Raw genomic sequence first — 24730 nt, 5'->3', positions numbered from 1 at the left:
GGCAAAAAGAGCGGCCGGGGGCCAAACTCGCATCGCCTTAAGGCGATACTCAAACATGGCCCCCTCTTTTCCGCTCTTTTTGCCTGACGACGAGGCGCCCCATACGGCCTGGTACACCTTGACGGCTCGCTTCGCATCGCGTGATAGGTGGCCCCTGGGGGCCTTACAGGCGGTGCATTTTTCCGGATTTGATCATGCGTATTCTTGTTGTTAATCCTAATATTTCCGAGAGCGTTACCGAGCTGATTCGCGCGGAAGCTGCGCGTACGGCTTCGCCTGGTACTTCGCTGACGATGGCGACGGCGCAGTTTGGCGTGGCTTATATCGAGACGCGTTTCGAGGCGCTGGTGGGGGGCTACGCTACGGCTTGCGTGGCGGCGGAGCATCAGGGGCAGTTCGATGGCCTGGTGGTGGCTGCGTTTGGCGATCCGGGGCTGGCGGGGCTGAAGGAATTGTTCAATGTGCCGGTGGTGGGCATGACGGAGGCGGCGCTGGCTAGCGCTTGCCTGCTCGGGCGGCGTTTTTCCATTATCGCGATCTCGCATCGGATCGAGGCTTGGTATCGCGAGTGCGTCGCGGCGAATGGGCTGACTTCGCGGCTGGCCAGCGTGCGTTCGTTGCAACAGCCATTGCGCGATATCGGCAGCGTGCAGGAGGATCATGCGGCGCGGCTGGAGGAACTGAGCCTGAAGGCGGTGCGGGAGGATGGCGCTGATGTGATCATCGTGGCAGGGGCGCCGCTGGCCGGACTGGCGCGCACGCTCAAGGACCGGATTCCGGTGCCGGTGGTGGATGGCGTGTCGAGCGCGATCCGCCATTGCGAGAGCCTGATCGCGCTGGCGCCTGTCGGTGCCGCCGAGGGCAGCTTCGCGCGGCCTCCGCGCAAGCCGAATCACGGGTTGCCGCCGACGCTGGCGGCGATGCTGGATTAACTGTGACGCTGGACGGGGCTGTCTCGGTCATCTCTTATAATTCGTCGGCCAAGCATTCCGATGCGACCGCCGGAGAGAGTACCTTGCGACAAGCCCTGTTGATCGTCGATGTCCAGCCCACCTTCTCGCCGCCGCAATGGCTGATCGATGGCCTGCTGCCACTGGTGGGCCGGATGCCCTCGGTGGCGACCGTGGAGCACCATGACGAAGCGCGCACGCCATTCATGCGCCAGCTTGGCTGGGCGCCGGGCACCGGCGATGCGCCCCTGATTCCGGCGGATCGCGTGTTTGTGAAACATGGCTATCTTCCGTCCGGCGATGCGATCGCATATCTGCGTGAGCTGGCGCCCGAGCGGGTGCTTGTCGCCGGCATACAGACGGAGACATGCGTGCTGGCGGCGGGATTCGCGCTGTTCGATGCCGGGCTGCAGCCCACGCTGCTTTCCGATCTCACCGTAGGTTCATCTCTCGATCCTTCCGGCGCGCTGGGCGTAAAGCTGTGGCGGCATCATTTCGGCAGCGTCATTACGCGCGCCGAGGCCATGTCGCAATAACACTTACCGCCCTCAGGCCGCCACCCGCAAACCCAGTTCGCCAAGGCTCTCGCGCAGCGCCTGCCTGAGCGGCGTGCGCGGCAATTCGCCCACCAGCGCTTGCAGCGCGGTGCCGTCGAGCGCGTGCGGCACCTTCCACAAGTAGGCCATCTCGGCGAGTTCGCGCCACATCGGCACTACCGCGCCGCCGGCGCGGATCAGCCACCAGGGCATGCCGCCCACGCGCGGCGCTTGCTGCATGCCGCTGGCTTCCGCCAGCGCGCTCACCAGTTGCTCGCCCGTCAGCGTATGCCCCGCGAAATGCAGTACGGCATGGCCGCGCAGGTCCGCCTGGCGCTGCGCCACGGCAACGAATGCCTGCGCCAGGTCGGGCAGGTAGGCCCAGGCGTGCGCGCGGTCGCGCGGACCTGGGTAGACGACCTTGCCTTGATCGAGCGATTTGGCGATCGCCAGGTCCATCCATGAGCCGCGCCCCGGCCCGCCAAAGAAATCTCCGGCACGGATGACCACGCTGCGCAGCGCCGGGGCGCGCTTGCGCATGGCCGCTTCGATCAGGCAACGGATCTGGCCCTTGCGCGTGCCGGGACGCTCGGCGGTGCCGGGGCGCAGCAGCGGTGGCATGGATTCGCCGTAGTTGTAGACGTTGCCAGGGAAAAGCAGCAGAGCGCCCAGTGCCTGCGCCACATCCATTGYGCTGCGCGCGAGCGCTTCGGCATGCTGCTCCCATTCCGTGTAGACGGGGTTCAGCGCGTTCACCACCACGCTGGCGCCGCGCGCGGCGGCGCTCAACTGCGCGGTGTCGGCCACGTCGATGGCGAGGCTGCGCACGCCTTGCGGCACGGCGCCGGCCAGCGGGCGGCGCGCCTGCGCTAGCACGCTCCAGCCGGCGGCGGCAAAGGCATCCACCAGGGTGCGGCCGAGCCGGCCGTTGGCACCGAGGATCAATACGGTTTCGCTCACGATGTTCTCCTTGCTCTGCCGCCCGTCCCGCGCAGCCCGCCGGGATGGCGTGGCTGACAGGCAGGCCCGATGAAGACCATTGTGGGCAATTCCCCGCTGCCTCACAATTGCATGATCTGGTAACTCACGAATTCATTTTTGAATACCGAGAGCGGCAGGGAAAGAGAGAGGACATGGCCGAAGAATTCGACTGGGCGCTGATGCGCTCCTTCCTGGCGGTGATGGAAAACGGCAGCCTGCTGGGCGCGGCGCGGCGGCTTTCCAGCAGCCAGCCCACGCTGGGGCGGCATGTGGCGCAACTGGAGGCGCAACTCGGCGTGCCGCTGTTCGAGCGCACCGGGCACGGCCTGCAGCCCACCGACGCCGCGCGCGCCATCGCCGGGCATGCGCGCACCATGCAGCAGGGCGCCGATGCGGTGGCGCGCACGCTGGCGCGCGGCCAGGCGGGCATCGCGGGCAGCGTGCGCGTGTCGGCCAGCCGCGCGGTGGCGAGCTTCCTGCTGCCACCGCTGCTGGCGGACCTGCGCCTACGCGAGCCGCAGCTCGCCATCGAGGTGGTGTCGTCCAACGAAGTCAGCAACCTGCTGCGGCGCGAGGCGGATATCGCCATCCGCATGGTGCGGCCCAGCCAGGCCTCGCTGATCGCGCGCAAGGTGGCAAGCGTGCCGCTGTGCGCCTGCGCCCACGACGACTACCTGCGCCGCAAGGGCGTGCCGCGCACGCCGCAGGACCTGCTGCGCCACGAACTGGTGGGCTATGACCGCGAGGACACCATCCTGCGCGGCTTCCGCGCCATGGGCGTCGAGGTCTCGCGCGAGGCGTTCGGCGTGCGCAGCGACGACGATATCGTGCTGTGGCAATCGATCCGCGCCGGACTGGGCGTGGGTTTTGCCGCGCGTTATATCGCCGCCGGGGATCCGCGCGTGCGGATCGTGCTGCCGGAGCTGACGATCCCGCCGTTGCCGGTCTGGCTCACCGTGCATCGGGAGATCCGCGGCAGCGCGCGCATCCGCGCGGTCTACGATTTTCTCGCGAGCGCCATTCCCGCCGCGCTGGCATCGGCGTAAGCCGCAGGGAGCGTGGCCCGTCTCAATCGTCGAGCCTGACATGCTCCGCAAGATGGCCGACCACGGTGGCGATGCGTCGCAGATGCCGCGACTCGGGATGCGTCAGCAGCCAAAGGTCCGTCTCGCACTCGTCCAGCGGGCCGCTGAGCGCCACCAATTTGCCGCTGCGCCGGCCCATCATCAGCGAGACGACGCCGGCACCAAGTCCGGCCTCCACCGCTTCCACCACGCCGGCAATGCTGTTGACGCGGTACTGTGGCGTCACCCGCGGCAGGTGCTTGCGCCGCCAGCGCACCGAAGGGTGATCGGGCATGGCCTCATCGGGCGCGATCCAGGGCAGGGCGGATAGCGCGGCCGCGTCGAACGGCGCGCCCGGCTCCGGGACCGGCACGCCAGCCGACTCGGCCAGTTCGCGCGATACGAACACCGCCACGCGCAAGCGGCCGAGGCATTTGCCGATCAGGTGATCGGGCGGCCGCCGCGTGGCGCGCACGGCGATGTCGGCATCGCGCCTGGTCAGGCTGACCAGCTCGTTGGTGGCGATCAGCTCGAAGCTCAGCCCCGGATGGCGGCGGCCGAGCGGCGCCAGCGCCGGCAGCACCATGCCGTGCAGCACGGTATCGGTGGTGGTGATACGCACCAGGCCCGATACCGTGCCCGCCGTTACCGAGGCATGCGCGCGCGCCGCTTCCAGCTCGGCCTCGATGCGCTCGGCATGCTGGGCGAACTGCTGCGCCAGTTCCGTTGCCAGGTAGCCCGAGCGGCTGCGCTCGAACAGGCGCCGGCCCAGGCCTTTCTCGATGCGCTGCAGCGCGCGGAACACCGTGGAGGCATCAAGCCCGAGCCGGCGCCCGGCTTCGGCCAGCGTGGCGCCGCGCACCAGCGCAAGCACGATGTCCAGGTCGGGAGAGGAGAGTTGATATGGCATGTTCATTGCAAATTTGCAGTCATGACTTGCGCTCACGCGCATTGTGATTGCATCACTGCAATCCTAGACTGCCTGCACAGCCACCACAAGCCGTGGCGGCGAAACCCGAAACGCCGAACCATTCCACCTCCAAGGACAACCCGATGAAGCTCTACTACACCCCTGGCGCCTGCTCGCTGGCCGTCCATATCGCGCTGCGCGAAGCCGGCCTGCCGTTCACCCTCGCCAAGGTCGACCTGGCCACGCACAAGCTGGCCGAGCCGGAGCACGGCAGCGATGACTTCTACGCGGTCAGCCCGCGCGGTTATGTGCCGCTGCTGCAGCTGGACGACGGCTCGCGCCATACCGAGGCGGCATCGCTGCTGCAATACGTGGCGGACCTCGCTCCGGCCAGGGCGCTGCTGCCGGCCGCCGGCACCAGGGAGCGCCTGGAAGCGGTGGGCTGGCTGACGCTGGTCTCCACCGAGCTGCACAAGGTCTTCAGCCCGTGGCTGTGGCACAAGGAAACCGCCGAGAGCACGCGCGAGGCATGCATGGCCAAGGTGGCCACGCGCTTCGCCGAACTCGACAAGCACCTGGCCACCCGCGATTTCCTGGCCGGCAGGCAGTTCACCGTGGCCGACGCCTACTGCTTCGCCATCGTCAACTGGGCCAATATCCTCCACATGCCGCTCAACCCCTATCCCGCGCTGCAGTCCTACCTGTCGCGCGTGGCGGCGCGCCCCAAGGTGCATGAGGCGCTGGTGGCCGAAGGGCTGGCGCGCGACTGATGGCGCGGATCAGGCTGCCGCGGCGGTGAAGGGCGGCAGCCTGTAATTGTCCTGGCTCAGCAGGTCCAGCCCGCACTCGAGCGTCGACACCCAGTCGATGAACTGCGCCACCATGGCCTTGCCGCGAAATGACGGACCGTGCTGCGGCACGATCCACTCGATATCCAGTTCGCGCGCCATATTGGCCCACAGCCGGCAGGCACGGTTGCCGCTCATATAGCGCTGGTGGAACGGCAGCATGGCGTGCGTGTGGGCGGCAAAATCCTCCACCACCGTGCCCGCCTCCCGCGCGCTGGTCATGGCCGCGCCAAGGTCGCCGGAGAACAGGATCTTGCTGACCGGATCGTAGAACTGGAAGTTGCCTTCCGAGTGCAGGAAATGCGCCGGCACCGCCAGCAGCGTGCAGTTGCCCAGCGGCACCGGCATGCCGGCGTCGGGGATGGTGACGATGCGCCCTTCCGTCTTGCCGGCCTGGCAGAAATGCGGCAGGAAGCGCGCCCACACGCGCGAGATCAGGATGCGGCTGCCGGAGGCGGTAAGCCAGCGCCCGAGCGAGGCGACGATATCCGGATCGGCATGCGAGGCCAGCACGTAGTCGAGCTGCTTGGGCGGAAAGTAGCGGCTGATGGCAAGGTACAACTCGCCGTAGGTCATGTGCCCGCCGGGATCGATCAGCGCGCCGTGGCCGTGATCGACGATCAGGAACTGGTTGGTCTGCACCACCTCGCCGTGCTCTTCCTCGACCAGGTCGGAAAACAGCAGGCACGTATGCCCGCCGGCGTCGTATAGCGTGATGGCCATCGTCTGTCTCTCCCCAAAGCGGCGAAAGTAGCGATGGCGGCGCTTGCGCGGCTTGACGCCGGTCAATTAGTGGTCGAATCGGTCCCCGATGCAGCGGGTCCGGTCACGCCGGAGGGCGGAAAGGCGCGCCGTTCCCGTACCCGCCGCCTGCGGGCACCGCTCTGGAACGGCGCCGATTGCCTAGCGCGCGCCGTCCAGCAGTTGCTCGATCTTGCCGACGAACTGCCGGTCGTCCGGCTTGGTCATGCTGTTATAGCTGCCCACCACCTGGCCATTGCGGTCGATCACATACTTGTAGAAATTCCACTTCGGCGTGGTGCCTGACTGCCTGGCCAGCAGCGCGTACATGGGGTTGGCATCGCTGCCGCGCACATGCGACTTGCCGAGCATCGGGAATTTCACGCCGTAGGTGTTGTAGCAAAAGTCCGCGATCTCTTTGGAAGACCCGGGCTCCTGCGAGAAATCGTTCGAGGGGAAACCCAGCACCACCAGCCCGCGTTCGCGGTACTTGGCGTACAGCGCCTCCAGCCCTTCGTACTGCGGGGTGAAGCCGCAGTAGCTGGCGGTGTTGACCACCACCACGACCTTGCCGGCGTACTGGCAGAGGTCCTGCGGTGCCTCGTCCTGCAAGCGGGGGAACTTGAAGTTCAGCGATGCCGGGCAGGCGCCGGCCGGTTTCGCCGCGCCGGCGGCCGGGGCATCCGCGGCCCGCGCGAGACGCGGCGTGGCGACGACAGCTGCGGCGCCGGCCAGGATCAACGCGCCAGTCAAGGCGGTACGTTGCAAGGCGCGTGAGCGTTGAACGGGAAGACGGCGCATGAACGGGACTCCAGAAGTGGTCTGTCCGTAGTCTACGCCGTTGGCCGCCGGTTGGATGCGGGCGTTGTGCCGGGCGCGGCCCGTGCCGCCTCCCGCCCGCTTACTCCATCGCCAGCGTGGCCGCGTGCTCGGTCACGCTGCTGCGCAGTTCCACGTCCGGCATGCGGCGCACGATCGCCAGCGCCAGCAGGGCGGCGACGGCGCCCACGGCGAAGATCAGCTGGAAGCCCGACTCCACGCCGCCCGTCAGCACGTCCCGCACCGCGGGCGAAAGATGGGCCAGCGCCTCGCTGCCGTGGCGCAGCGCGCCCAGGTCCAGGACCTGGCTCACGCCGGAAGCCTGCAGCGCATTGCGGAACTCCAGCGTCAGCAAGGTGCCGGCCAGCGCACCGCCAAAGGCGCTGCCGAGCGAACGCAGCACCAGCAGCGCGCCGGTGCCGGCGCCGGTATCGCGGCGCTCCAGCACGTTCTGCACCGTCATCAGGGTGCCCACCATCGCCATGCCCAGCCCCACGCCGGCCACCGTCATCGCCAGCAGCACCAGCACCAGCGGCGTGCCGGGCGATACCGCCACCAGCGCCAGCAGGCCAAGCGCCGCCGCGATGAAACCGCCGGTGAGGATGCCGCGCATCCGCCCCAGGCGCGGCGCCAGCCCGGCCACGATAAAGTTGCCCGCCACCGTGGACAGCAGGAACGGCACCACCAGCAGGCCGGATTCCGAAGCATCGGCGCCGCGCACCAGCTGGAAATGCAGCGGCAAGGCGAAGATGCACAGGAAGATATTCAGCGCCGCCATCGCGGACGCCGCCACGCCCAGCACATAGGCGCGGTTGCGGAACAGCCGCGGCGGCAACATCGGATCCGCCGCGCGGCGCTCCTGCCAGACCAGCGCGGCCGTTGCCGCCACTGCCAGCAGGGCCAGGCCGGCGATCTCCGGCGACAGCCAGGCATAGACATCGCCGCCCCAGCTCATCGCCAGCAGGAAGGCCACGATGGAAACGGTCAGCAGCAACGCGCCGCCCCAGTCCACCCGCGCGGCGCCGCCGCGCGCCTGCAACTGGCTCAGGCCGCGATGGCACATGAACATCGCCAGCAGTCCCAGCGGCACATTGATCCAGAACAGCCAGCGCCACGAGAGATGATCCGAAGTCCAGCCGCCGACCAGCGGACCGGCGATGGAAGCCACCGCCCACACCGTAGCCAGGTAGCCCTGGTAACGCCCGCGCTGGCGCGGCGCCACCACATCGGCAATGGCCGCCTGCGCCAGCGACATCAGGCCCCCGCCGCCAATGCCCTGCAGCGCGCGGAACAGGATCAACTGCTCCAGCGAGGCCGCCATCGCGCACGCCACCGAAGCCAGGATGAACAGCGCGATCGCCAGCATCAGCAGCCGCCGCCGGCCGTACGTGTCGGACAACTTGCCGTACAGCGGCGTGGAAACCGTGGAAGTGATCAGGTAGGCCGTCACGATCCACGACAGGTGGCCAAAGCCGTTCAGGTCGTTGGCAATCGCCGGCACGGCCGGGATCACCACGGTCTGGTCCAGTGCCGCCAGCAGGATGCACAGGACGATCCCGCCGATCACGCGCATGATGGCCTGGTGGCTCAGGGTAGGGGTAGGGACAGGAGTGGCAACGGAGGAAGAAGGCGAAGCGGAAACAGACATCGAAAGGCAGCCGGCACGTAAGCATGAGTAGCCAGCGTTGCGCCCAACGGCAAACAAGTCACACTCTTTGTCCGCTTACAGCGTGGAACATGGCCACAAGATTGAATTCAGCTGATTGAACGCGTACCCAGTGCTGCGCGACGGAGGTGCTGCCGGTAGCAGCAGAGGCCACATGGGCGGCTCGGGAAGGGCCAATTCAGTGAACGCATAATTATATGCGGAGACTGAATATCGAGTGCGGGGCTAAGTTGGTTTGTGATGCGGCGTGGCGTGAGCGTCTTGCCGGATCATGGGTGCTTTTTTCCCGTTCTCCCCGCTATCGGGCAGGAAATTGGCGAGAAGCCGCATGCGGAAAGGCGCTGGCATTTTTTTGCCGTACCCGTTCCAGCATAAGCGGCGCCTGCGGTGGTCACGCCCCGGCAGCCACCCGCTTGCGCCAGTCCGAGACGCTGCAGCCAAAGGCGGCGTGGAACCAGTGACTGAAACTGCTCTGCGCGGAAAAGCCCAGCAGCCCGGCGACCTCGCCGATCGGCAGGTCGCTCTCTTGCAGGTGGCGCATCACCAGTTCCGAGCGCACCTGCTTGAGCAGGACTGAGAATGTCAGCCCTTCCGCGCTGAGGTAGCGGTGCAGCGTGCGGCGATCGACGCGCAGAAGATGCGCCACCTGCTGGGTAATGCAGCGTCCTCCCGGGAGCAAGGCCAGGATCAGCTCCCGGCACGATTCGCGGACGCCTTCATCGCGGTGCCGCAGCGCCGCCTCCAGGTAGTCCCGCGCGAAGCGCGCGGCGCCCGGATTGTCGGGCGTGCGCGGCATCTGCAGATCGGCCGCCGCGCAGACCAGGCCGTTGAATGGCTGATTGAACATCGGGCTGCGCCCGAAGAAGGCGCGGTGCGCCGACGCATCGACCGGCGGGCGATGCGTGAAGCAAACCTCCAGCGGCCGCCACTTGGGACCGATCAGCTCGCGCAGAATGCGGAATTTCACGCCGACCGCCAGTTCCATCGCCTGCCGCGTGGCCAGTCCGGGGCTGGGCAGAAGCTCTTCACGAATGATGACGGACTGGCCGGCGTCCTCGATACGCGTGATCAGCGTAGCGCTAAGCAGTTTCAGGTAGCGGCACAAGGTGTCGAGCGCCTGCCGCGGGGTCGGCTCTTCCTTCAGCACCAGGCTGATGGGCCCCAGGTTGGAGAAGGTGCGCCGCGCCGCCAGGCGCAGGGCAAGGTCTTCCACGCCGGTGGCGCGCGCGGTGACTTCGAGCAATTCGCGCACGGCGTGGCTGGGGATTGGCGTCTCGGGATTTTCGAGCAGCCGCGCCGACAGCCCCACCCCTCGCAGGAAGGCGTGGGGATCGCGCCCGAGCGACTCCACCAGCTCGATGTAGCCGTTCAGGCTGGCACTGCGAATCAGTTTACCGACGTGTTGCATAGGTTCCGCCAATGCCTCGGCGCACCCCGACGATGCGCCGCACCTGCTGCACTTGCTGCGCATTGCTCGTTGCGTTATGACTTTCCACTGGCCGCGCTACGGCTTTTTTCCAGCTCCTGCAGCTGTCGCCACATCACTTTGCCCGTGCTGGACCTGGGCAGCGCATCGACGAATTCCACCACGCGTGGATACTTGTAGGCTGCCATGTTTTTCCTGGCCCAATCGATGATCTCTTCCGGCGTCGTGTCCTTCGCGGTGGATTTGAGCACCACCAGGGCTTTTACTGTCTCCCCGCGATAGGCGTCATGGGTGCCGATGATGCAGGCATCCTGTACAGCGGGGTGCTTGTATAACAGGTTCTCGACTTCCGAGGGCCATACCTTGAAGCCGGACACGTTGATCATCCGCTTGAGGCGATCCGTGATGAAGTAGTACCCATCCCCATCCACGGTGCCCAGATCGCCGGTCCGGAAGTAGGTTCGTCCTTCCAGTTCGATGAAGGCATCCCGTGTAGCGTCGGGCTTTCCCCAATAGCCCTTGAACACCTGCGGTCCGCTGACGATGATCTCGCCGACTTCGCCGACCGGCAATACCTTGAGCGTCGTCGGGTCGATTACGCGGGCTTCCGTATTGAAGGTCGGCAAACCGAGACATTGCTGTTTGGGCCGATGGCTCGGATTGTTGTGTGTTGCGGCCATTGTTTCCGACAGCCCGTATCCTTCCAGGTAACTGAGCCCGAACTGTTGTTTCAGACGTTCTGCGACCGCTTGCGGCATGGCCGCGCCTCCGCCCCCAACGTGGCGCAGGGTTGTGAGATTGAATTGCTCGAGATTCGCGCTTGCAAGGAGATCGATCACCATGGTTGGATTGCCCATCCAGTGGGTAACGCCATGCTGCGAGATAAGCCGGCCCGCGGCCTCGCGATCCCAGCGTGGCAGCATCACAATCGTAGCCCCGCAATAGATCGGTGCGTTCATGCCATGCTGCATGCCGCTCACGTGAAACAATGGCAATACCGAAAGGACGACCGATCCGGCCTCGCATGCCGACCAGATGCCATTGCCGATCGCGTTATGCATGACGGATCGATGCGTATGGATGCACCCTTTGGGCGCGCCCGTGGTGCCAGAGGTATAGGGCATGACAGCCATGTCGTCGGCTTCGGCGTCATCTCGTGCGGGGACGCAGCCCGCTGCGAGCGCGTCAGACCAAAGCGACACCTTGCCGGCAGCCCACGCAGGCTGTTCGTACTGCGCCGTCATCCACGCCGGCAGCGAAGGCTCGGGGGCTGCATCGGCAGCAAGCAGGTCCGCCGCATAGCGGGTCATCAGCACGCATTGAATTTGGCCAGCCGACAGCAGGTCCGCGCTAATCCCTGTATCGAAGGCGTCCGCGGCGCACACGACCACCCGGGCCGCGCTATCCGTAGCGTAATGACGGAATTCGTCGGCCTTGTTCATTGGGTTGACCGGCACGACAACCGCTCCGGCACGCAGGATGGCGTAGTAGGCGACGATGAACTGCGGGCAGTTCTGCATATACAGCAACACCCGGTCGCCTTTCCTGACGCCGGCTTCGTGCTGAAGCCATCCCGCAATGGCCATCGCTTGCGCATGCAGATCGCGAAAGCTCACCGCATGGCCATGGCAATGGATTGCGGTCTTGCCGGGAAAACGCCGCGTGGTGACTTCCAGGTTGTACCAGATGGACGTTTCCGGCGACACAATCCCGTCCGACCCCTTACCGGAATTTACGTGCGCCGGTGGAAAATCCGGCCTTGCGTGCAACATCGCTTACTCCCCCTCTTTCTTGACACTCTGCTTGAGCCCCCGCCAGCGCTGCCGCGTCTGGATCTTCATTCGGGCTTGAAGTTGATCGAGCGCAATAGCTTGCCCTGCCGTTCGTAGGATTCGCGCACGTCTACGGAAAGCTCTTCGCTGGTAGCCGGTGAACCGACTTCCATGCCAAGGTCTTCGATCTTCTGCCGGATCTCGCGCGATTGCATCGCCTTGAGCGTGGCGTCGCGCATCTTGGCCACCGCGGCTGGCGGTACGCCCGGCGCCGACCAGAGCGCCATCCAGCTGACCTCCTTGAGGTCGGGAAATCCCAGTTCGGCGAAGGTCGGAAGATCAGGCAGCGCGGGGATCCGCTTGGGGTAGGCAATGGCAAATGCCCTGAGCTTTCCTGACTTGATGAACGGAAGCGAAGTTGCCGGACCGTCGAACATGAGCGGAACGTGCCCCCCCATCACGTCTTGCAGCGCAGGCGGCGACCCCTTGTAGCTCACGGTGCCCGTCGTCAGTCCGGCAAGGCGATTGAATTGCACGCCGATGGTCTGGCCACGCAGGCCGACACCGAAATTCGCATAGTCGACCCTACCCGGATTCGCTTTGACATACGTGATCAGTTCCCCGAGGTTTTTCGCGGGCAGGCCGGGATGGCCGATGAGCACGAGACCCTGCCGGGTAAGCTGCGCAATCGGAACAATGTCCTTGAACGGATCGTAAGACACATGCATGGCGTGGGGCACTTCCGAGGCAATGCCCTTTTGAATCAGCAGGAATGTGTATCCGTCCCGTGGCGCCGACAGCAGGCCGTGGACGCCGATGGTTCCCGCCGCGCCGGCTTTGTTGTCGACGATCACGGTCTGTCCAAGCGGGCTTTGCAGCGCATTCGCGAAGAGGCGCGCCACGATATCGGCCGTGCCGCCCGGCGGTGCGGCAACGATGATCCGCACAGGCTTGGCCGGCCACTCGGCGGCATTCGCCGCTGGCGCGGTCGACAGCAGTGGGACGACTGCAATCGCGAGCGCCAGCGTCTGGCGTGCAATCAGGGGGATGCGCATGTCTCGCTCCAGTTGTGTTGGTAGAGTCTCTTGGCTCCTGGGCCAACCGGCATGCTTCGATGCTGCGGCCCGGCTCTGATATGGCCTTCGGGCAAATTCTAGTGGGCTCGCTCATCCGGGCGCTTTGCATCGCACGACAGAATCTTGCGGATCGCGACAACCGGTGTGCCGGCTGGCCCTTGTCCCAAGTAAGCAATTGAATGTCCCGGATTAGCAAGCGGGAATGGCTTGTGCCCAAGATACTCAGGGGACCAAACCGATAGCAGCCCTTCCCCCTGGAGAACCACCATGAATTTCCTCGACGGCCACTTCTTCCCCGAAAACCAGCAGCCCCTGATCATCACGGCCGCGCCCTATGCACCCGGCTGGTTGCCTGACGACTTTCCCGAGGACATCCCGGTCACGATGGAAGACCAGATCCAGAAGGCGGTGGACTGCTACAACGCCGGTGCCACGGTGCTGCACCTGCACGTGCGTGAACTCGATGGCCGGGGCAGCAAGCGCTTGTCCAAGTTCAACGAACTGATCGCCGGCGTGCGCAAGGCGGTGCCCGAGATGATCATCCAGGTCGGCGGTTCCATCTCCTTCGCCCCCGAGAACGATGGCCAGGCCGCCAAGTGGCTGTCTGACGATACCCGCCACATGCTGGCCGACCTGGAGCCCACGCCGGACCAGGTCACGGTGACCGTCAACACCTCGCAAATGAACGTCACCGATCAGGCCGAGGATGCGGATTTCGCGGGCACCTCGCGCGCGAACCCTGCCATCTTCGGCGCCTACAAGGAAATGACAGTGCCTGCGCAGCCAGGATGGGTGGAGGAGCACGTCCGCCGCCTGACGGCCAAGGGCATCCAGAGTGCATTCCAGTGCTACAACCTCAACAGCTTCGAGTCGGTGGAGCGGTTGATGCGCCGCGGCTTCTACAAAGGCCCGCTGGTCATGAACTGGGTGGCCATCGCCGGCGGCATGGATACGCCCAATGTCTACAGCCTCGGCAACTTCATGCGCGCGGTGCCCGATGGCGCGGTCGTCACGGTGGAAAGCAACGTGCGCAACGTGCTGCCGGTCAACATGATGGGAATTGCCATGGGCTTGCACGTGCGCTGCGGCACCGAGGACTGCCTGTGGAACCAGTCGCGCACGGAGAAAATCAGYACCGTGAAGCAGATCGAGCAACTGGTGCGCATCTCGCGCGAGTTCGGCCGCGAGATCGCCACCGCGAAGCAGGCGCGCGAGATCTCCAGGATCGGTGTTTTCTACGACACGGTGGAGGAATCCCTGCAGGAGAACGGTTTCGCGCCAAATCGCAACGGCGGCAACCAGGGCTTCCTGCGCAAGACGTTCTGAGCGCGGGTCCGGGCGACGGGCCAACTACTAAGATATAGCAGGCTTGACACGGCCCGTACGCTTGGATACCGTCAGCGGCAACAACGCGGCTGCAACGCCGCGCCGCCGGCCAGTGATGAATTGCATGCGCAGTAGCTCCTCGCCTGGGCGGCCAAGGATTCAGCCGCCAAAGGATTCGCCCGAGTGATCACATGAGTACTCTGATTCGCAGCGCCCTCCTGGTCAAGTACTCCGAGATTGCCCGGACCTTGGGTGTCGACCCGGAGCGCATGATCCACCACGTCGGGGCCGACCGGTCTTGTATCCTTTCGCCGGACCTGCATGTTCCGGAGTCATGGCTGGCAAAGGTGCTCGAATCCACCGAGCAGGCGTCCAGTTGCACTTCCGTCGGCCTGCTGATGGCCGAAGCCTGGCGGCTGTCCGATTTCGGTCCCGTCAGCCTGCTGCTCCAGCACCAGCCGACGCTGCGTCATGCACTGGGGCAGTTGGAGACGTATCGTCACCTGCTGAGCGAATCCGTTACCGTCCACGTTGAGGAAATCGATGATATCGCCATCGTCCATCAGCAGCTGATTACGGAAAGGCCGAATCCTGGCAGGCAGCCTGTGGAGCTTTCGGTCGGCGCGCTGCTGTGCCTGATGAAATCGATGCTTGGGGGAAGGTGGAAGCCGCGCAGCGTACACTTCTCGCATCTCGCGCCCGCAAGTCTTCATATCCACCATCGGCTGTTCGACACGAGAGTCGAATTTGGCTGCGACTTTGACGGCATCATCCTGGACCGTCAGGACCTTGACCGGCGCAATCCGCTGGGCGACGTGAACCTATCCCGCTACGCCAAGGAGTTGCTCGACCAGAATTTGCTCGGCAGACAGGTTTCCATGGCGTCCAATGTGCGCCGCGCGGTCCACCTGCTCTTGCCGCAGGGGCGAAGCGGCATTGACAAGGTCGGCGAGAAGCTCGGGTTGAGCGCCCGCACGCTGCAACGCCGGCTTGAACAGGAAGGCGAAGAGTTCTCCTCCCTGGTGAACGAGGTCCGGCGCAGCCTGGCCATCCGCTACCTTGGGGACCAGCGATATCCCGTGTCCCAGGTCGCGCTCCTGGTTGGATTCTCCGAGGTAAGTACCTTCTCTCGCTGGTTCAGCGCGCAATTTGGCAAGTCGCCGACTCGCTGGCGAGGCGACTTGCTCGTGTGACCGGGCGGGCCTTGTCACTACTGTGGCCCTCCCCCTGAGCGGCTGATCCGCATCGATACCCCGGGCCAGCCACCACCCATCGATACTCACCATCAAGACTCGCCATCCATGCCCGCCATCTGACTGACGGCTGCTCGGGTCCCACCCGTGCATGGCTGTCACGATTGGCCAAGTTGTGGCGCGTCCCGTCAAGCGGCCGAGGGTGGAACTGCCGAGAATCCCTGAGCGTCAGGGCTCAGGAGCGATGGCCGTGCATTTGTCTGGTCTCCTGGGCCATTAAACAGGAGACAGGATGAAAGCAGTACGCGTAATACCAGGCGCCGACGGTGGCCGGCTCGAGGTGCAGGATATTCCCGTTCCGAATCCGGGTCCCAATGAAGTGCTGGTCCGGGTCTTTGCGTCGGGCATCAACTTTGGCGAGATCAAGTACATGCGGGAGCATCGGGCTGGCAACCCGATGACCCCTGGCGTCGAGTTTGCGGGCGAGGTCGTCCGCGTCGGCGAGCAGGTCGGCGGCTGGCGTGAAGGCGACCGGGTGATGGGCCATGGCCGCGGCTGCCACGCACAATATGTTGTCGCCGCCCCGCTGGCGCTGATGCCGGTCCCGGAGGATGTCTCGTGGATCGATGCGGCCGCCTTTCCCAATGTGTTCATCACCGCCCATGACGCGCTGATCACCAACGGCGAACTGAAAGCAGGCCAATCGGTGTTTATCAATGGCGCCTCCGGCGGTGTGGGCATGGCCGCCATCATGATTGCGGCCGCACTGGGTGCCAGCCCTGTGATCGCCTCGTCGCGGTCGGCGGCAAAGCTGGACCGCCTGGCGGGCTTCGGGGTGGACGCTGGCATCAATGCATCCCGTGATTCGCAAGTGGAAACCATCATGGCGGCCACCGGCAAGCGTGGCGTGGACGTCATTATCGATACCATCGGCGGCACGGTATTCGAGGACCACATCAAGAGCCTCGCGGTAAAGGGGCGCCTGGTCAATCTCGCGAGACTGGGTGGGGCTAGCACTGCACAGGTCGATATCAACCTGCTGTGGCTGAATCGCCTGAAGCTGATCGGTGCGACGTTCCGCACGCGCACCGAGCAGGAACGTCTCGATTGCATCCAGGCATGCGCACGCGACCTGTTGCCGTTTTTCCGCAAAGGCAAGCTCCGCCTCCCGATCGACCGAACCTTCCCGATGGATTCGATCGCCGACGCCTACGCGTACATCGCGAGCGGCCAGCACATGGGCAAGATCGTGCTCATTGCCGATTAACTGGTGAAACTGGCCAGTTGCCACTGATCGCCAGGCCACGAATCCCCACCCGCGCGAATTGGCTCGAATTGGCCCCTGAAAGGGCATTGGCGCGACTCGCCAAATTGTGGCGCGATGGGTCAAGCGCGTGAGGCGGCTAGTGCCGACAATCAAATCCAAGCTCTCCGCTGCCCGCTGGCGGGCCTGTCAAACTCATACGCCAAAGGAAAATTCGCCATGCATATCAATCCGCTCACCTGCTCGATTGGTGCCGAACTGTCGGGTGTGAGTCTCGCCGATGTGGCGCGGGACGATTCGCTGTTCGCCGAGATCAAGGCACTACTGTTGAAGCACCGGGTGCTGTTCTTCCGGGACCAGGACATTACACGCGCCGACCATGTTGCGTTCGCCAGGCGCTTCGGTGACCTGGAAGACCACCCTGTCAACAATACGGTGCCGGGATACCCTGGCCTGATCGAGATCTACAAGAGTGACAAGCGGGACCACTTCGAGAACACCTACCACACCGATGCGTCGTGGCGGGCGAGCCCGCCCAAGGGCGCGGTGCTGCGCTGCATTTCGTGTCCGGAGGTGGGTGGCGACACCATTTGGGTGAACATGGTGGACGCGTACAAGAACTTGCCGGAAGAGATCAAGCAGAAGATTGCGGGCCTGCGTGCCAAGCACGGGATCGAGCATTCGTTTGGCGCGATCATGACGACGGAGGAGCGGGAGGAACTGGTGCGGAAGAACCCGCTGGTGGACCACCCGGTGGTCAGGACGCACCCTGAGACGGGAGAAAAGATCCTGTACGTGGGGCCGTTCGCGACACACTTCATCAACTACCATACACCGGAGAATGTGCGCGTCGGGCAGGACAAGACCCCGGGCGCGAGCCTGCTGCTGAACTACCTGCTCAGCCAGGCGGCGATTCCGGAGTACCAGGTGCGCTTCCGCTGGAAGCCGAACAGTGTCGCTATCTGGGACAACGTGGCGACACAGCACTACGCGGTCAGCGACTACTGGCCGGCGCCGCGCAGGATGGAGCGCGCCACCATCAAGGGCGATCGTCCGTTCTGAAGATGTCGCGCGCGCCGTCCGGCGCGTCCCCACGCTCGACGGCTAGCCACTGCTTGATTCTGGATGGCGGCTTCGGCAAGACATCCAAACTTAACGAGGAACCCGGATCCATGACCTCCAGAAAGCTGCCCACGGTTGTGATTGTCCCTGGCCTTCGCGATCACATGCCGGATCACTGGCAAACGCTGCTGGCTGAGCGTATTCAGGAAATTGGAGGCGCGGCGCACATCGTGCCCCAGATCGACCAGGACAAGAGGCTGTGCAGCGCGCGAGTAGCCAACCTCGATCGCGTCGTGAGCGGCATCGATGGCCCGATCATCCTGGTTGCCCATAGCGTCGGGGTTCTGATCACTGTTCACTGGGCACAGCAAACGAAGCGCGAAATCAAGGGGGCGCTGCTGGCCGCGCCCCCCGATTACGACACGCCGCTGCCGGCCGGTTACTCCGATCCGCAGACGCTGGCAACGAATGGCTGGACACCGGTGCCGCGCGAGCGCCTGCCGTTTCCAAGCATCGTAGTCGGCAGCCGCAACGACCCTATCGGTGAGTTCGAGCGAATCCGCGAGCTCGCGCAGGCCTGGGGCAGCCGCTTCGTCGACGCCGGCGAAGTTGGCCATCTCTCGCCGGCCGATGGATATGGCGCGTGGCCGATGGCAGAGGCATTGATTCGGGAGTTTTAAGCAGCTGGATGGGCTTCAGCTGTCAGATGCAGTGAAGCCTGCGCGGACCATTCCATGACGGCAAGCGCCTATTGCAGCATGCCGGGAGGCAATACGCTCAACCCTGAAACACCACTCGACGTTGCCCTGCGTTGACTCCTGAGGACACCGTTCTCGTCGAACTCGAAAAGGACCGTGGACGATCTGATCTCCCCTCCGGCAAAGAGCGGACCAATGAACGGAATAAAGCTCTCAGGGTGGGTGTGGGAGGTCGCAAATGAATAGATCAGTATCGTTGATCCGTTATTCAGTGCCGCCTGGGATGTAGGCGCCCCAAGCTGCGCCGTCACGTCGTCAAGGGTGGAGAAACCGAGCATGAAGTCCGACAATTGCTCCTGCTTCACGTCGATGCCCGTCGATACACAGGCGACCAACATGGCGCAAGTCACAATCAGTGCGTGAACACGCTTCATGTCGCCACCGCGGTACATTTTGTGCCGTGACTGAAAACGTCCTGAAGGCCATCTTGCCAGCCTGGCCGCGCGTTGCATCCGGCACCGTATTCAAAGAATACGCCTTTGTTGAACGCTTCGCTGACGCTCCCGGTTGGCCACGCCTGGACAGCAGATCCAGGCTGCCAAGGGGAACACCCGCGCCGAGGGATTTCCCTCACTGTCCTAGCAAGACGAGAAGTAAGCCGCCCCCCACAGGGGGCGTGAAACTGTCGTTTACGTCAAGCCTTTGACATTGCCCTCGGCCAGCCTCCAATTAAACCTGCGGATGCGCGGTCCCCGTAATGTAATGCTCCAGCTGCTCAATAATGAACCTCTGCTCCGAAATAATATCCTTCACCAGATCCCCGATCGACAACATCCCGATCAGCTTGTCCCCATCCATCACCGGCAAGTGCCTCAACCGATGCTGGGTCATCAACGCCATGCACTCATCGGTACTCTGATCCCCCCGCACATAAATCACCGCCGACGTCATGATGTCGCGCACAAACGTCTCCCGCGACGTGCGCTGCATCAGGATCACCTTGCGCGCATAGTCCCGCTCGCTCAGGATGCCGACGATCTGGCTCTCGCCGCGCTCGATCACCAGCAGCGCGCCGATGCCTTTCTCCGCCATCAACTGCAGCGCGGCATAAACCGTGGCGCCGGGAGGAATACTGTAGATAGCCTGGGTTGGTTTGGACTCAAGAACCTGCCTTGCAGTTTTCATACCCACTCCTTGTTCGATCCCAAAGGATTGCAAACCAGACCCGCGCGGAATAGCGGGAGCGCCTGACAGGGCACCTGCGCGTGCGCCGCTGCCTGTAGCTTTCAGATTAGCATCCCCCGCGCGCGCCTTACAGGGTGACGCACACGAATCTTTGTAAAAAGACAAAGCTGCCGAAAAGCGCTGCGCAAACCCGCCGGCAGGCGCTATAAAGGAGAGGGAGCGCGCTATATGGCGCGCGCACTGCGCAGGAGGGCCAGCCATGGCCACCGAGTCCGTTGCCGGAAAGCGCGTCATCGTCCTCTTCGATGACAGCCGTTGCATCCATTCGCGCCACTGTACGCTGGACCGCCCGGACGTCTTCGTACCCGGCGTGGAGGGCCAGTGGATCCATCCGGACAACGCCACCGCCGAGGAAATCGCCGAGATCGCGCACAACTGTCCGTCAGGCGCGATCGGCTACCAGACCCGCGACGACTCCCCGGGCGAGGCCGCGCCCCTGGTCAACGTGGCGCGCGTGCTTGAGAACGGCCCGCTGGCGCTGCGCGCCGCCATCGCCATTGACGGCCAGCCCGCCGGCTTTCGCCTCACGCTGTGCCGCTGCGGCGCGTCGCGCAACAAGCCCTTCTGCGACACCAGCCACGCCGGCGCGGGCTTCACCGCCAGCGGCGAGCCCGCCACCGTGGAATCGGCGCCGCTGGCGCAACGCGACGGGCCGCTCGATATCCACCCGATTCCCAACGGACCGCTGCGCATCAAGGGCAATCTCGAAGTCATCAGCGGCACCGGCAGAACCGTCAACCGCATGACCGAGGCCTGGCTATGCCGCTGCGGCCACTCGGGCAACAAGCCGTTCTGCGACGGCACGCACAAGAAGGTGGGGTTCAGGAGCGATCAGTAACATCGGCGCCAAGCGGCGGCGCATCTCCCAGCGCCAGCAGGCAAAGCCGCTCCATCTGCGTCACCCACGCCGCCCGCGATGACTCGTCGGCCTGCAGCAAGAGCCGATAGCGGCGCGCACCCCAGACCGCTTGCAGCAGGCTCTGCACGGTGGCGGCATCCGGCGCGCGCGGCAGATCCGGGCATGCCGCCAGCGTTTGCTGCCAGGTCGCGCACAACTCGTCGAACACGCGGCGATGATGCTTGGTCTCGGCGATGCGCGCCTCCAGCATCAGCATCTCATGCTCGAAACCCTCCAGCGCGGCATCGTCCGCGCCACAGGTCAGCCGCACCAGGCGCCGGATGCGCGTGGCCCAGTCCAGCCCGGCCGCGTTCACCGCCTCGGCGTCGATGCGCGCCAGCATCGACTCGATGGTGTGCCGCACATAGCCGGAGAGCAGTGCCTCCTTGTTGGGGAAGTACTCGTACAGGGTACCCACGGAGCAACCGGCTTCCAGCGCCACCGCGCGCGTGGTCACGCCGTCCCAGCCGCGCACGCGCCATATCCGAACAAAAGCCTCGTAAATGGCGTTCACGGTAAAGCGTGCGCGTCGCTGCGACGGGCGTTTCAGCGGCCTGGCCGGCGCTGGCGCCGCATCGGACGCGGCACCCGCGTTTCCGAACCCGGCAGCCGGCTTGCGGCGATACATTGGTGGCATCGACCTCGACGGTAATTAAGGAGACAAGATGGAACACACGGGCCAAGGCGACAATGCGGAACAAGCGCTCAGGGTAATCCGCCTGCTGACTCGCAAGCATGCCCTAAACGAAAGCCGGCTGGAAGCGCGCCAGGAACGCATCGACGCCGCCCCCGGCGAAGTCCTGCTGAAGATCGACCGCTTCGCGCTCACCACCAACAACATCACCTACGCCGCCTTCGGCGACGCCATGAACTACTGGCAGTTCTTTCCCACCGGGCAAGAGGAATGGGGACACATGCCGGTGTGGGGCTTCGCCGACGTGGTCGCCAGCGGCGTTCCCGGCGTGGAGGCGGGCGAGCGCTTCTATGGCTATTTCCCTATCGCCAGCCATATCCGCATGCAGCCCGAGCGCGTCACCGTGCGCGGCTTCTACGATGGCAGCGAGCATCGCAGGCCGCTGACCTCCGCCTACAACCAGTACACCCGCGTGGTCAACGACGCCGCCTACGCGCCGGAGCTGGAAAACTACCAGATGCTGTACCGGCCTCTGTTCATCACGTCGTTCATGCTGGCCGACTTCCTTGAGGACAACCGCTTCTTCGGCGCGACCCGGCTGGTGGTATCCAGTGCCTCCAGCAAGACGGCCTACGGCACCGCCTTCTGCCTGCGCGACCTCCCCGGCATCTCGCTGGCGGCCATCACCTCCGGGCGCAACCGCCCCTTCGTCGAGGGCCTGGGCTGCTACGCGGAAGTGGTCAGCTACGACACGCTGGAAACGCTTGCCAACGACGAGCCCACGCTCTATGTGGACTTCTCGGGCGACGAAGCGCTGCGCGCGCGCGTGCATCACCACTTCGGCAGCGCGCTGGTGTACGACTGCTTCGCCGGCTCGGCGCAGAACACGGACTTCCTGCGCGACACCGGCCTGCCCGGACCCAAGCCCGAGTTCTATTTCGCGCCGGTGCAAATCCGCAAGCGCAATGCCGACTGGGGGCCCGAAGGCGTGAACCAGCGCTTCAATGCGGCGCAACGCGCATTTATCGATCACGTGAAGGCGCCGGGCAACGGCTGGTTGTCGCTGATCGAAGAGCAGGGCTTCGGCGCGGCGCAGGAGAGGATCGCCAGCCTGGTGGCAAGTGGGAGCGAGCCCAAAGAGGGGTATGTAGTGCGGATCGGATGATGCCGGTGCACTGATATGCGATGGGCCGGGGAGGCGCGGCGGACGAACATCAGGCTCGCCGCGCCACGATCACCCCCCCGTCACTCCGCGCTCTGCAGGTACCGCTGGCGCGCCTCTTCTTCCAGGCGCACGTCTTCCACTTCCTGCAGCACGGCTTCCACATCCACCGGCCGGTCATCCACCTCGACCCGCCCCGTCAGCTTCACGCCCGGATGCAGCAGGCCGGCCTGGTAAAGCGCCCAGATCTCCTTGCCGTACTGCGTATCGTTGAGTTCCGGCGCGAACTGGCCGAAGTAGAACGCGAGGTTGTCCACATCGCGTTCCAGCATCACGCTGGCATCGTTGTTGCCGGCGGCGTCCACCGCTTGCGGCAGGTCGATGATGACCGGCCCCTCGGCATCCACCAGGATATTGAATTCGGAGAGGTCGCCGTGCACCACGCCGGCGCACAGCATCAGGATCACCTGCCCGATCAGCGCCGCGTGGAACTCCAGCGCCAGCTCCGGGCTCAGCGCCACATCGTTCAGGCGCGGCGCGGCATTGCCATCGGCATCCACCACCAGTTCCATCAGCAGCACGCCCTCGAAGCACAGATGCGGCCTGGGCACCCGCACGCCCGCGGCGGCGAGGCGGTACAAGGCATCCACCTCGGCGTTGTGCCAGGCTTCCTCGGCCACCTTGCGCCCGTAGCGCGTGCCCTTTTCCATGGCGCGCGCCTGCCGGCTGCCCTTGACCTTGCGCCCTTCCTGGTAAGTCGCGGCCTGCCGGAAACTGCGCTGCGCGGCATCCTTGTAGACCTTGGCGCAACGGATCTCGCCGCCGCAGCGCACGACGTAGACCGTGGCTTCCTTGCCGCTCATCAGCTGGCGCACCACTTCGTCGACCAGGCCGTCCTCGACCAGCGGCTGCAGCCGCTTAGGCGTTTTCATCGGGATGCGCGGCAATGGCCATGCGCCATGCCTGTACGCACCCCACATCCGCGCATCGGGTACCGCAGCGTCGCCGCCACCGTTATTCCGTCAGCATGCGCACTTTCACGCGCTTGCCCTTTACCGTCCCGTCATTGAGCTTGCGCATCGCCTCGCGGCCGATCGAACGCTCGACCGCCACGTAGGTGGACATGTCCATCACGTTGATCTTGCCGATCTGGTGCTTGGCGTAGCCCGCGTCGCCGGTGAGCGCGCCGAGGATATCGCCGGGGCGCATCTTCTCCTTGCGCCCGCCGAGGATCTGCAGCGTGACCATGGGCGGCAGCAGGCGCTCGTTGCTGGCCGGGGCCAGTTCGGACAGCGGCTGCCATTCCATCTCGGTGCCCATGGCCTGTTCGATATTGCCCACGCGGCCCATCTCGTTCATGCTGGCCAGCGAGAGCGCCCAGCCGTCCTCGTCCGCGCGGCCGGTGCGGCCGATGCGGTGGACGTAGACCTCGGGGTCCGGCGTGACGTCGACGTTGATCACCGCTTCGAGCTGGGCGATGTCGAGGCCGCGCGCGGCCACGTCGGTGGCAACCAGCACGGAGCAGCTGCGGTTGGCAAACTGCACCAGCACCTGGTCGCGCTCGCGCTGTTCCAGCTCACCGTGCAGGGCCAGGGCTTCGAAGCCTTGCGCGCGCAGCAGGTCGACCAGGTCGCGGCAACGCGCCTTGGTGTTGCAGAAGGCCAGCGTGCTGACCGGGCGGTAATGGTTGAGCAACAGGCTTACGGCGTTGAGGCGGTCGCTGTCTTCCACCTCATAGAAGCGCTGGCGGATCTTGCTGTCGTCGTGCTGCTCCTCCAGCTTGATCTCGCGCGGCTTGCGCAGGAACTGCTGGCTAAGCCGGGCGATGCCTTCGGGATAGGTTGCCGAGAACAGCAGGGTCTGGCGCTCCTTGGGGCAGTGGCTCGCCACATAGGCGATGTCGTCGAAGAAGCCCATGTCGAGCATGCGGTCGGCTTCGTCCAGCACCAGGGTGTTGAGCGCATCCAGGTGCAGCGTACCGCGCTCCAAGTGATCCATGATGCGTCCGGGCGTGCCCACGGCAATATGTGCGCCATGCGCCAGGCTGTCGGCCTGGGGGCGCATCGGCGAGCCGCCGCACAGCGTCAGGATCTTGACGTTCTCTTCCGCGCGCGCCAGGCGGCGGATTTCCTGCGTGACCTGCTCGGCCAGCTCCCGCGTGGGGCACAGCACCAGCGCCTGCACGTCGAAACGGCGCGTATCCAGCCGGTTCAGCAGCGCCAGCGCGAAGGCGGCGGTCTTGCCGCTGCCGGTCTTGGCCTGCGCGATCAGGTCCTGGCCGGCCAGCGCGACCGGCAGGCTGGCGGCCTGGATCGGGGTCATGGTCTGGTAGCCGAGCTGCTCCAGCGTCGCCAGCGTGGCGGGCGAGAGGGGCAGTTTGGAGAAAGAGGCGCCGGCAGCGGCGGACGCTGCGGATTGGGTAGGGCTTGAGTTCATGCCGGATTATAACGGGCTTGCGC

The 24730-nt window shown here is 65.1% G+C and carries 24 protein-coding genes; 11 read left to right on the top strand and 13 right to left on the bottom strand.

Annotated features, from left to right (window positions below; translation table 11 throughout):
• Window positions 1-194 precede the first annotated feature (194 nt).
• Window positions 195-932 carry an aspartate/glutamate racemase family protein gene (locus AC1DT6_RS35920; protein ID WP_441637652.1) on the top strand — a complete coding sequence of 246 codons (738 nt, stop codon included), beginning with the start codon at window positions 195-197 and terminating at the stop codon, window positions 930-932.
• A gap of 83 nt (window positions 933-1015) precedes the next feature.
• Window positions 1016-1486, top strand: coding sequence for an isochorismatase family protein (locus AC1DT6_RS35915; protein ID WP_477115381.1), 471 nt, complete (start codon window positions 1016-1018; stop codon window positions 1484-1486).
• A 12-nt stretch (window positions 1487-1498) separates the two neighbouring features.
• On the opposite strand, the gene AC1DT6_RS35910 is transcribed toward AC1DT6_RS35915, so the two are convergent.
• Entirely contained in the window at window positions 1499-2446 is a 948-nt protein-coding gene (locus AC1DT6_RS35910) for an NmrA family NAD(P)-binding protein (RefSeq protein ID WP_477115380.1), read from the bottom strand.
• A 173-nt stretch (window positions 2447-2619) separates the two neighbouring features.
• On the opposite strand from AC1DT6_RS35910, the gene AC1DT6_RS35905 reads away from it, so the two are divergent.
• The gene (locus tag AC1DT6_RS35905) at window positions 2620-3513 is read left to right on the top strand and encodes a LysR family transcriptional regulator (RefSeq protein ID WP_477104393.1); all 894 of its coding nucleotides are present in this window, start codon (window positions 2620-2622) and stop codon (window positions 3511-3513) included.
• A 22-nt stretch (window positions 3514-3535) separates the two neighbouring features.
• On the opposite strand, the gene AC1DT6_RS35900 is transcribed toward AC1DT6_RS35905, so the two are convergent.
• Complete coding sequence (locus AC1DT6_RS35900) at window positions 3536-4447, bottom strand: LysR family transcriptional regulator (RefSeq protein WP_441633944.1); 912 nt, start codon at window positions 4445-4447, stop codon at window positions 3536-3538.
• 137 nt (window positions 4448-4584) lie between these two features.
• Here AC1DT6_RS35900 and gstA point away from each other — a divergent pair, with 137 nt between their 5' ends.
• The gene (gene gstA, locus AC1DT6_RS35895) at window positions 4585-5211 is read left to right on the top strand and encodes a glutathione transferase GstA (protein ID WP_477104394.1); all 627 of its coding nucleotides are present in this window, start codon (window positions 4585-4587) and stop codon (window positions 5209-5211) included.
• A 9-nt stretch (window positions 5212-5220) separates the two neighbouring features.
• Here gstA and AC1DT6_RS35890 read toward each other — a convergent pair whose 3' ends face one another.
• The 6 genes from AC1DT6_RS35890 to AC1DT6_RS35865 all read right to left on the bottom strand — a co-directional run bounded on the left by AC1DT6_RS35890 (window position 5221) and on the right by AC1DT6_RS35865 (window position 12768).
• Entirely contained in the window at window positions 5221-6012 is a 792-nt protein-coding gene (locus tag AC1DT6_RS35890; RefSeq protein ID WP_477115379.1) for an oxygen-binding di-iron domain-containing protein, read from the bottom strand.
• A 180-nt stretch (window positions 6013-6192) separates the two neighbouring features.
• Complete coding sequence (locus AC1DT6_RS35885) at window positions 6193-6831, bottom strand: glutathione peroxidase (protein ID WP_441633950.1); 639 nt, start codon at window positions 6829-6831, stop codon at window positions 6193-6195.
• A gap of 100 nt (window positions 6832-6931) precedes the next feature.
• Window positions 6932-8422, bottom strand: coding sequence for an MDR family MFS transporter (locus AC1DT6_RS35880; protein WP_477104395.1), 1491 nt, complete (start codon window positions 8420-8422; stop codon window positions 6932-6934).
• Window positions 8423-8906: 484 nt separating this feature from the next.
• Complete coding sequence (locus AC1DT6_RS35875; protein ID WP_477115378.1) at window positions 8907-9923, bottom strand: AraC family transcriptional regulator; 1017 nt, start codon at window positions 9921-9923, stop codon at window positions 8907-8909.
• A 74-nt stretch (window positions 9924-9997) separates the two neighbouring features.
• The gene (locus tag AC1DT6_RS35870; RefSeq protein WP_477115377.1) at window positions 9998-11713 is read right to left on the bottom strand and encodes a long-chain fatty acid--CoA ligase; all 1716 of its coding nucleotides are present in this window, start codon (window positions 11711-11713) and stop codon (window positions 9998-10000) included.
• Window positions 11714-11778: 65 nt separating this feature from the next.
• Window positions 11779-12768, bottom strand: coding sequence for a Bug family tripartite tricarboxylate transporter substrate binding protein (locus AC1DT6_RS35865; RefSeq protein WP_441633958.1), 990 nt, complete (start codon window positions 12766-12768; stop codon window positions 11779-11781).
• Window positions 12769-13056: 288 nt separating this feature from the next.
• Between AC1DT6_RS35865 and AC1DT6_RS35860 the strand changes: the two genes are divergently transcribed.
• The 5 genes from AC1DT6_RS35860 to AC1DT6_RS35840 all read left to right on the top strand — a co-directional run bounded on the left by AC1DT6_RS35860 (window position 13057) and on the right by AC1DT6_RS35840 (window position 18314).
• Window positions 13057-14115 carry a beta-keto acid cleavage family enzyme gene (locus AC1DT6_RS35860; RefSeq protein WP_441633960.1) on the top strand — a complete coding sequence of 353 codons (1059 nt, stop codon included), beginning with the start codon at window positions 13057-13059 and terminating at the stop codon, window positions 14113-14115.
• Between the two features lie 191 nt (window positions 14116-14306).
• Window positions 14307-15308, top strand: a complete 1002-nt coding sequence (locus tag AC1DT6_RS35855) for an AraC family transcriptional regulator (RefSeq protein ID WP_441633962.1) — start codon at window positions 14307-14309, stop codon at window positions 15306-15308.
• Window positions 15309-15600: 292 nt separating this feature from the next.
• Window positions 15601-16575 (top strand): quinone oxidoreductase family protein, encoded by a 975-nt coding sequence (locus tag AC1DT6_RS35850; protein ID WP_441633964.1) that lies wholly within the window; start codon window positions 15601-15603, stop codon window positions 16573-16575.
• Window positions 16576-16791: 216 nt separating this feature from the next.
• Entirely contained in the window at window positions 16792-17634 is an 843-nt protein-coding gene (locus AC1DT6_RS35845) for a TauD/TfdA dioxygenase family protein (protein WP_441633966.1), read from the top strand.
• 110 nt (window positions 17635-17744) lie between these two features.
• A complete protein-coding gene (locus AC1DT6_RS35840) occupies window positions 17745-18314 on the top strand; it encodes an RBBP9/YdeN family alpha/beta hydrolase (protein WP_441633968.1) in 570 nt (189 codons plus the stop codon).
• Window positions 18315-18382: 68 nt separating this feature from the next.
• Here the strand turns inward: AC1DT6_RS35840 and AC1DT6_RS35835 are convergent, their stop codons facing one another.
• Together AC1DT6_RS35835 and AC1DT6_RS35830 are read right to left on the bottom strand one after the other, a co-directional pair.
• Entirely contained in the window at window positions 18383-18766 is a 384-nt protein-coding gene (locus tag AC1DT6_RS35835) for a hypothetical protein (protein WP_441633970.1), read from the bottom strand.
• 295 nt (window positions 18767-19061) lie between these two features.
• Window positions 19062-19517: a CBS domain-containing protein gene (locus tag AC1DT6_RS35830; RefSeq protein WP_045240429.1), complete on the bottom strand. Its 456-nt coding sequence runs from the start codon at window positions 19515-19517 to the stop codon at window positions 19062-19064.
• A gap of 259 nt (window positions 19518-19776) precedes the next feature.
• Between AC1DT6_RS35830 and AC1DT6_RS35825 the strand changes: the two genes are divergently transcribed.
• Entirely contained in the window at window positions 19777-20415 is a 639-nt protein-coding gene (locus AC1DT6_RS35825; protein ID WP_441633973.1) for a CDGSH iron-sulfur domain-containing protein, read from the top strand.
• On the opposite strand, the gene AC1DT6_RS35820 is transcribed toward AC1DT6_RS35825, so the two are convergent.
• Window positions 20399-21103 (bottom strand): TetR/AcrR family transcriptional regulator, encoded by a 705-nt coding sequence (locus tag AC1DT6_RS35820; protein WP_477115376.1) that lies wholly within the window; start codon window positions 21101-21103, stop codon window positions 20399-20401. The two genes, AC1DT6_RS35825 and AC1DT6_RS35820, sit on opposite strands and share 17 nt — an antisense overlap.
• Window positions 21104-21140: 37 nt before the next feature.
• On the opposite strand from AC1DT6_RS35820, the gene AC1DT6_RS35815 reads away from it, so the two are divergent.
• The gene (locus AC1DT6_RS35815; protein WP_477115375.1) at window positions 21141-22274 is read left to right on the top strand and encodes a DUF2855 family protein; all 1134 of its coding nucleotides are present in this window, start codon (window positions 21141-21143) and stop codon (window positions 22272-22274) included.
• 80 nt (window positions 22275-22354) lie between these two features.
• On the opposite strand, the gene AC1DT6_RS35810 is transcribed toward AC1DT6_RS35815, so the two are convergent.
• Window positions 22355-23203, bottom strand: coding sequence for a PA4780 family RIO1-like protein kinase (locus AC1DT6_RS35810; RefSeq protein ID WP_035872477.1), 849 nt, complete (start codon window positions 23201-23203; stop codon window positions 22355-22357).
• 82 nt (window positions 23204-23285) lie between these two features.
• Window positions 23286-24707, bottom strand: a complete 1422-nt coding sequence (gene dbpA / locus AC1DT6_RS35805) for an ATP-dependent RNA helicase DbpA (protein ID WP_441633978.1) — start codon at window positions 24705-24707, stop codon at window positions 23286-23288.
• Between the last annotated feature and the right edge of the window lie 23 nt (window positions 24708-24730).

The sequence above is a fragment of the Cupriavidus sp. 01L45 genome (assembly GCF_056399885.1).
Note: the sequence above shows the minus strand (reverse complement) of the source record. Positions and strands in the feature narration are given on the sequence as shown.

What these genes read in the sequence shown, in the direction of transcription:
- AC1DT6_RS35885 (WP_441633950.1), bottom strand. Translation starts at nt 6,831, where the DNA reads ATGCGCCGTCTTCCCGTTCAACGCTCACGCGCCTTGCAACGTACCGCC.
- dbpA (WP_441633978.1), bottom strand. Translation starts at nt 24,707, where the DNA reads ATGAACTCAAGCCCTACCCAATCCGCAGCGTCCGCCGCTGCCGGCGCC.
- AC1DT6_RS35835 (WP_441633970.1), bottom strand. Translation starts at nt 18,766, where the DNA reads ATGAAGCGTGTTCACGCACTGATTGTGACTTGCGCCATGTTGGTCGCC.
- AC1DT6_RS35920 (WP_441637652.1), top strand. Translation starts at nt 195, where the DNA reads ATGCGTATTCTTGTTGTTAATCCTAATATTTCCGAGAGCGTTACCGAG.
- AC1DT6_RS35830 (WP_045240429.1), bottom strand. Translation starts at nt 19,517, where the DNA reads ATGAAAACTGCAAGGCAGGTTCTTGAGTCCAAACCAACCCAGGCTATC.
- AC1DT6_RS35820 (WP_477115376.1), bottom strand. Translation starts at nt 21,103, where the DNA reads ATGTATCGCCGCAAGCCGGCTGCCGGGTTCGGAAACGCGGGTGCCGCG.
- AC1DT6_RS35865 (WP_441633958.1), bottom strand. Translation starts at nt 12,768, where the DNA reads ATGCGCATCCCCCTGATTGCACGCCAGACGCTGGCGCTCGCGATTGCA.
- AC1DT6_RS35880 (WP_477104395.1), bottom strand. Translation starts at nt 8,422, where the DNA reads ATGCGCGTGATCGGCGGGATCGTCCTGTGCATCCTGCTGGCGGCACTG.
- AC1DT6_RS35890 (WP_477115379.1), bottom strand. Translation starts at nt 6,012, where the DNA reads ATGGCCATCACGCTATACGACGCCGGCGGGCATACGTGCCTGCTGTTT.
- AC1DT6_RS35875 (WP_477115378.1), bottom strand. Translation starts at nt 9,923, where the DNA reads ATGCAACACGTCGGTAAACTGATTCGCAGTGCCAGCCTGAACGGCTAC.
- AC1DT6_RS35905 (WP_477104393.1), top strand. Translation starts at nt 2,620, where the DNA reads ATGGCCGAAGAATTCGACTGGGCGCTGATGCGCTCCTTCCTGGCGGTG.
- AC1DT6_RS35855 (WP_441633962.1), top strand. Translation starts at nt 14,307, where the DNA reads ATGAGTACTCTGATTCGCAGCGCCCTCCTGGTCAAGTACTCCGAGATT.
- AC1DT6_RS35845 (WP_441633966.1), top strand. Translation starts at nt 16,792, where the DNA reads ATGCATATCAATCCGCTCACCTGCTCGATTGGTGCCGAACTGTCGGGT.
- AC1DT6_RS35810 (WP_035872477.1), bottom strand. Translation starts at nt 23,203, where the DNA reads ATGAAAACGCCTAAGCGGCTGCAGCCGCTGGTCGAGGACGGCCTGGTC.
- AC1DT6_RS35870 (WP_477115377.1), bottom strand. Translation starts at nt 11,713, where the DNA reads ATGTTGCACGCAAGGCCGGATTTTCCACCGGCGCACGTAAATTCCGGT.
- AC1DT6_RS35900 (WP_441633944.1), bottom strand. Translation starts at nt 4,447, where the DNA reads ATGAACATGCCATATCAACTCTCCTCTCCCGACCTGGACATCGTGCTT.
- gstA (WP_477104394.1), top strand. Translation starts at nt 4,585, where the DNA reads ATGAAGCTCTACTACACCCCTGGCGCCTGCTCGCTGGCCGTCCATATC.
- AC1DT6_RS35850 (WP_441633964.1), top strand. Translation starts at nt 15,601, where the DNA reads ATGAAAGCAGTACGCGTAATACCAGGCGCCGACGGTGGCCGGCTCGAG.
- AC1DT6_RS35825 (WP_441633973.1), top strand. Translation starts at nt 19,777, where the DNA reads ATGGCCACCGAGTCCGTTGCCGGAAAGCGCGTCATCGTCCTCTTCGAT.
- AC1DT6_RS35840 (WP_441633968.1), top strand. Translation starts at nt 17,745, where the DNA reads ATGACCTCCAGAAAGCTGCCCACGGTTGTGATTGTCCCTGGCCTTCGC.
- AC1DT6_RS35815 (WP_477115375.1), top strand. Translation starts at nt 21,141, where the DNA reads ATGGAACACACGGGCCAAGGCGACAATGCGGAACAAGCGCTCAGGGTA.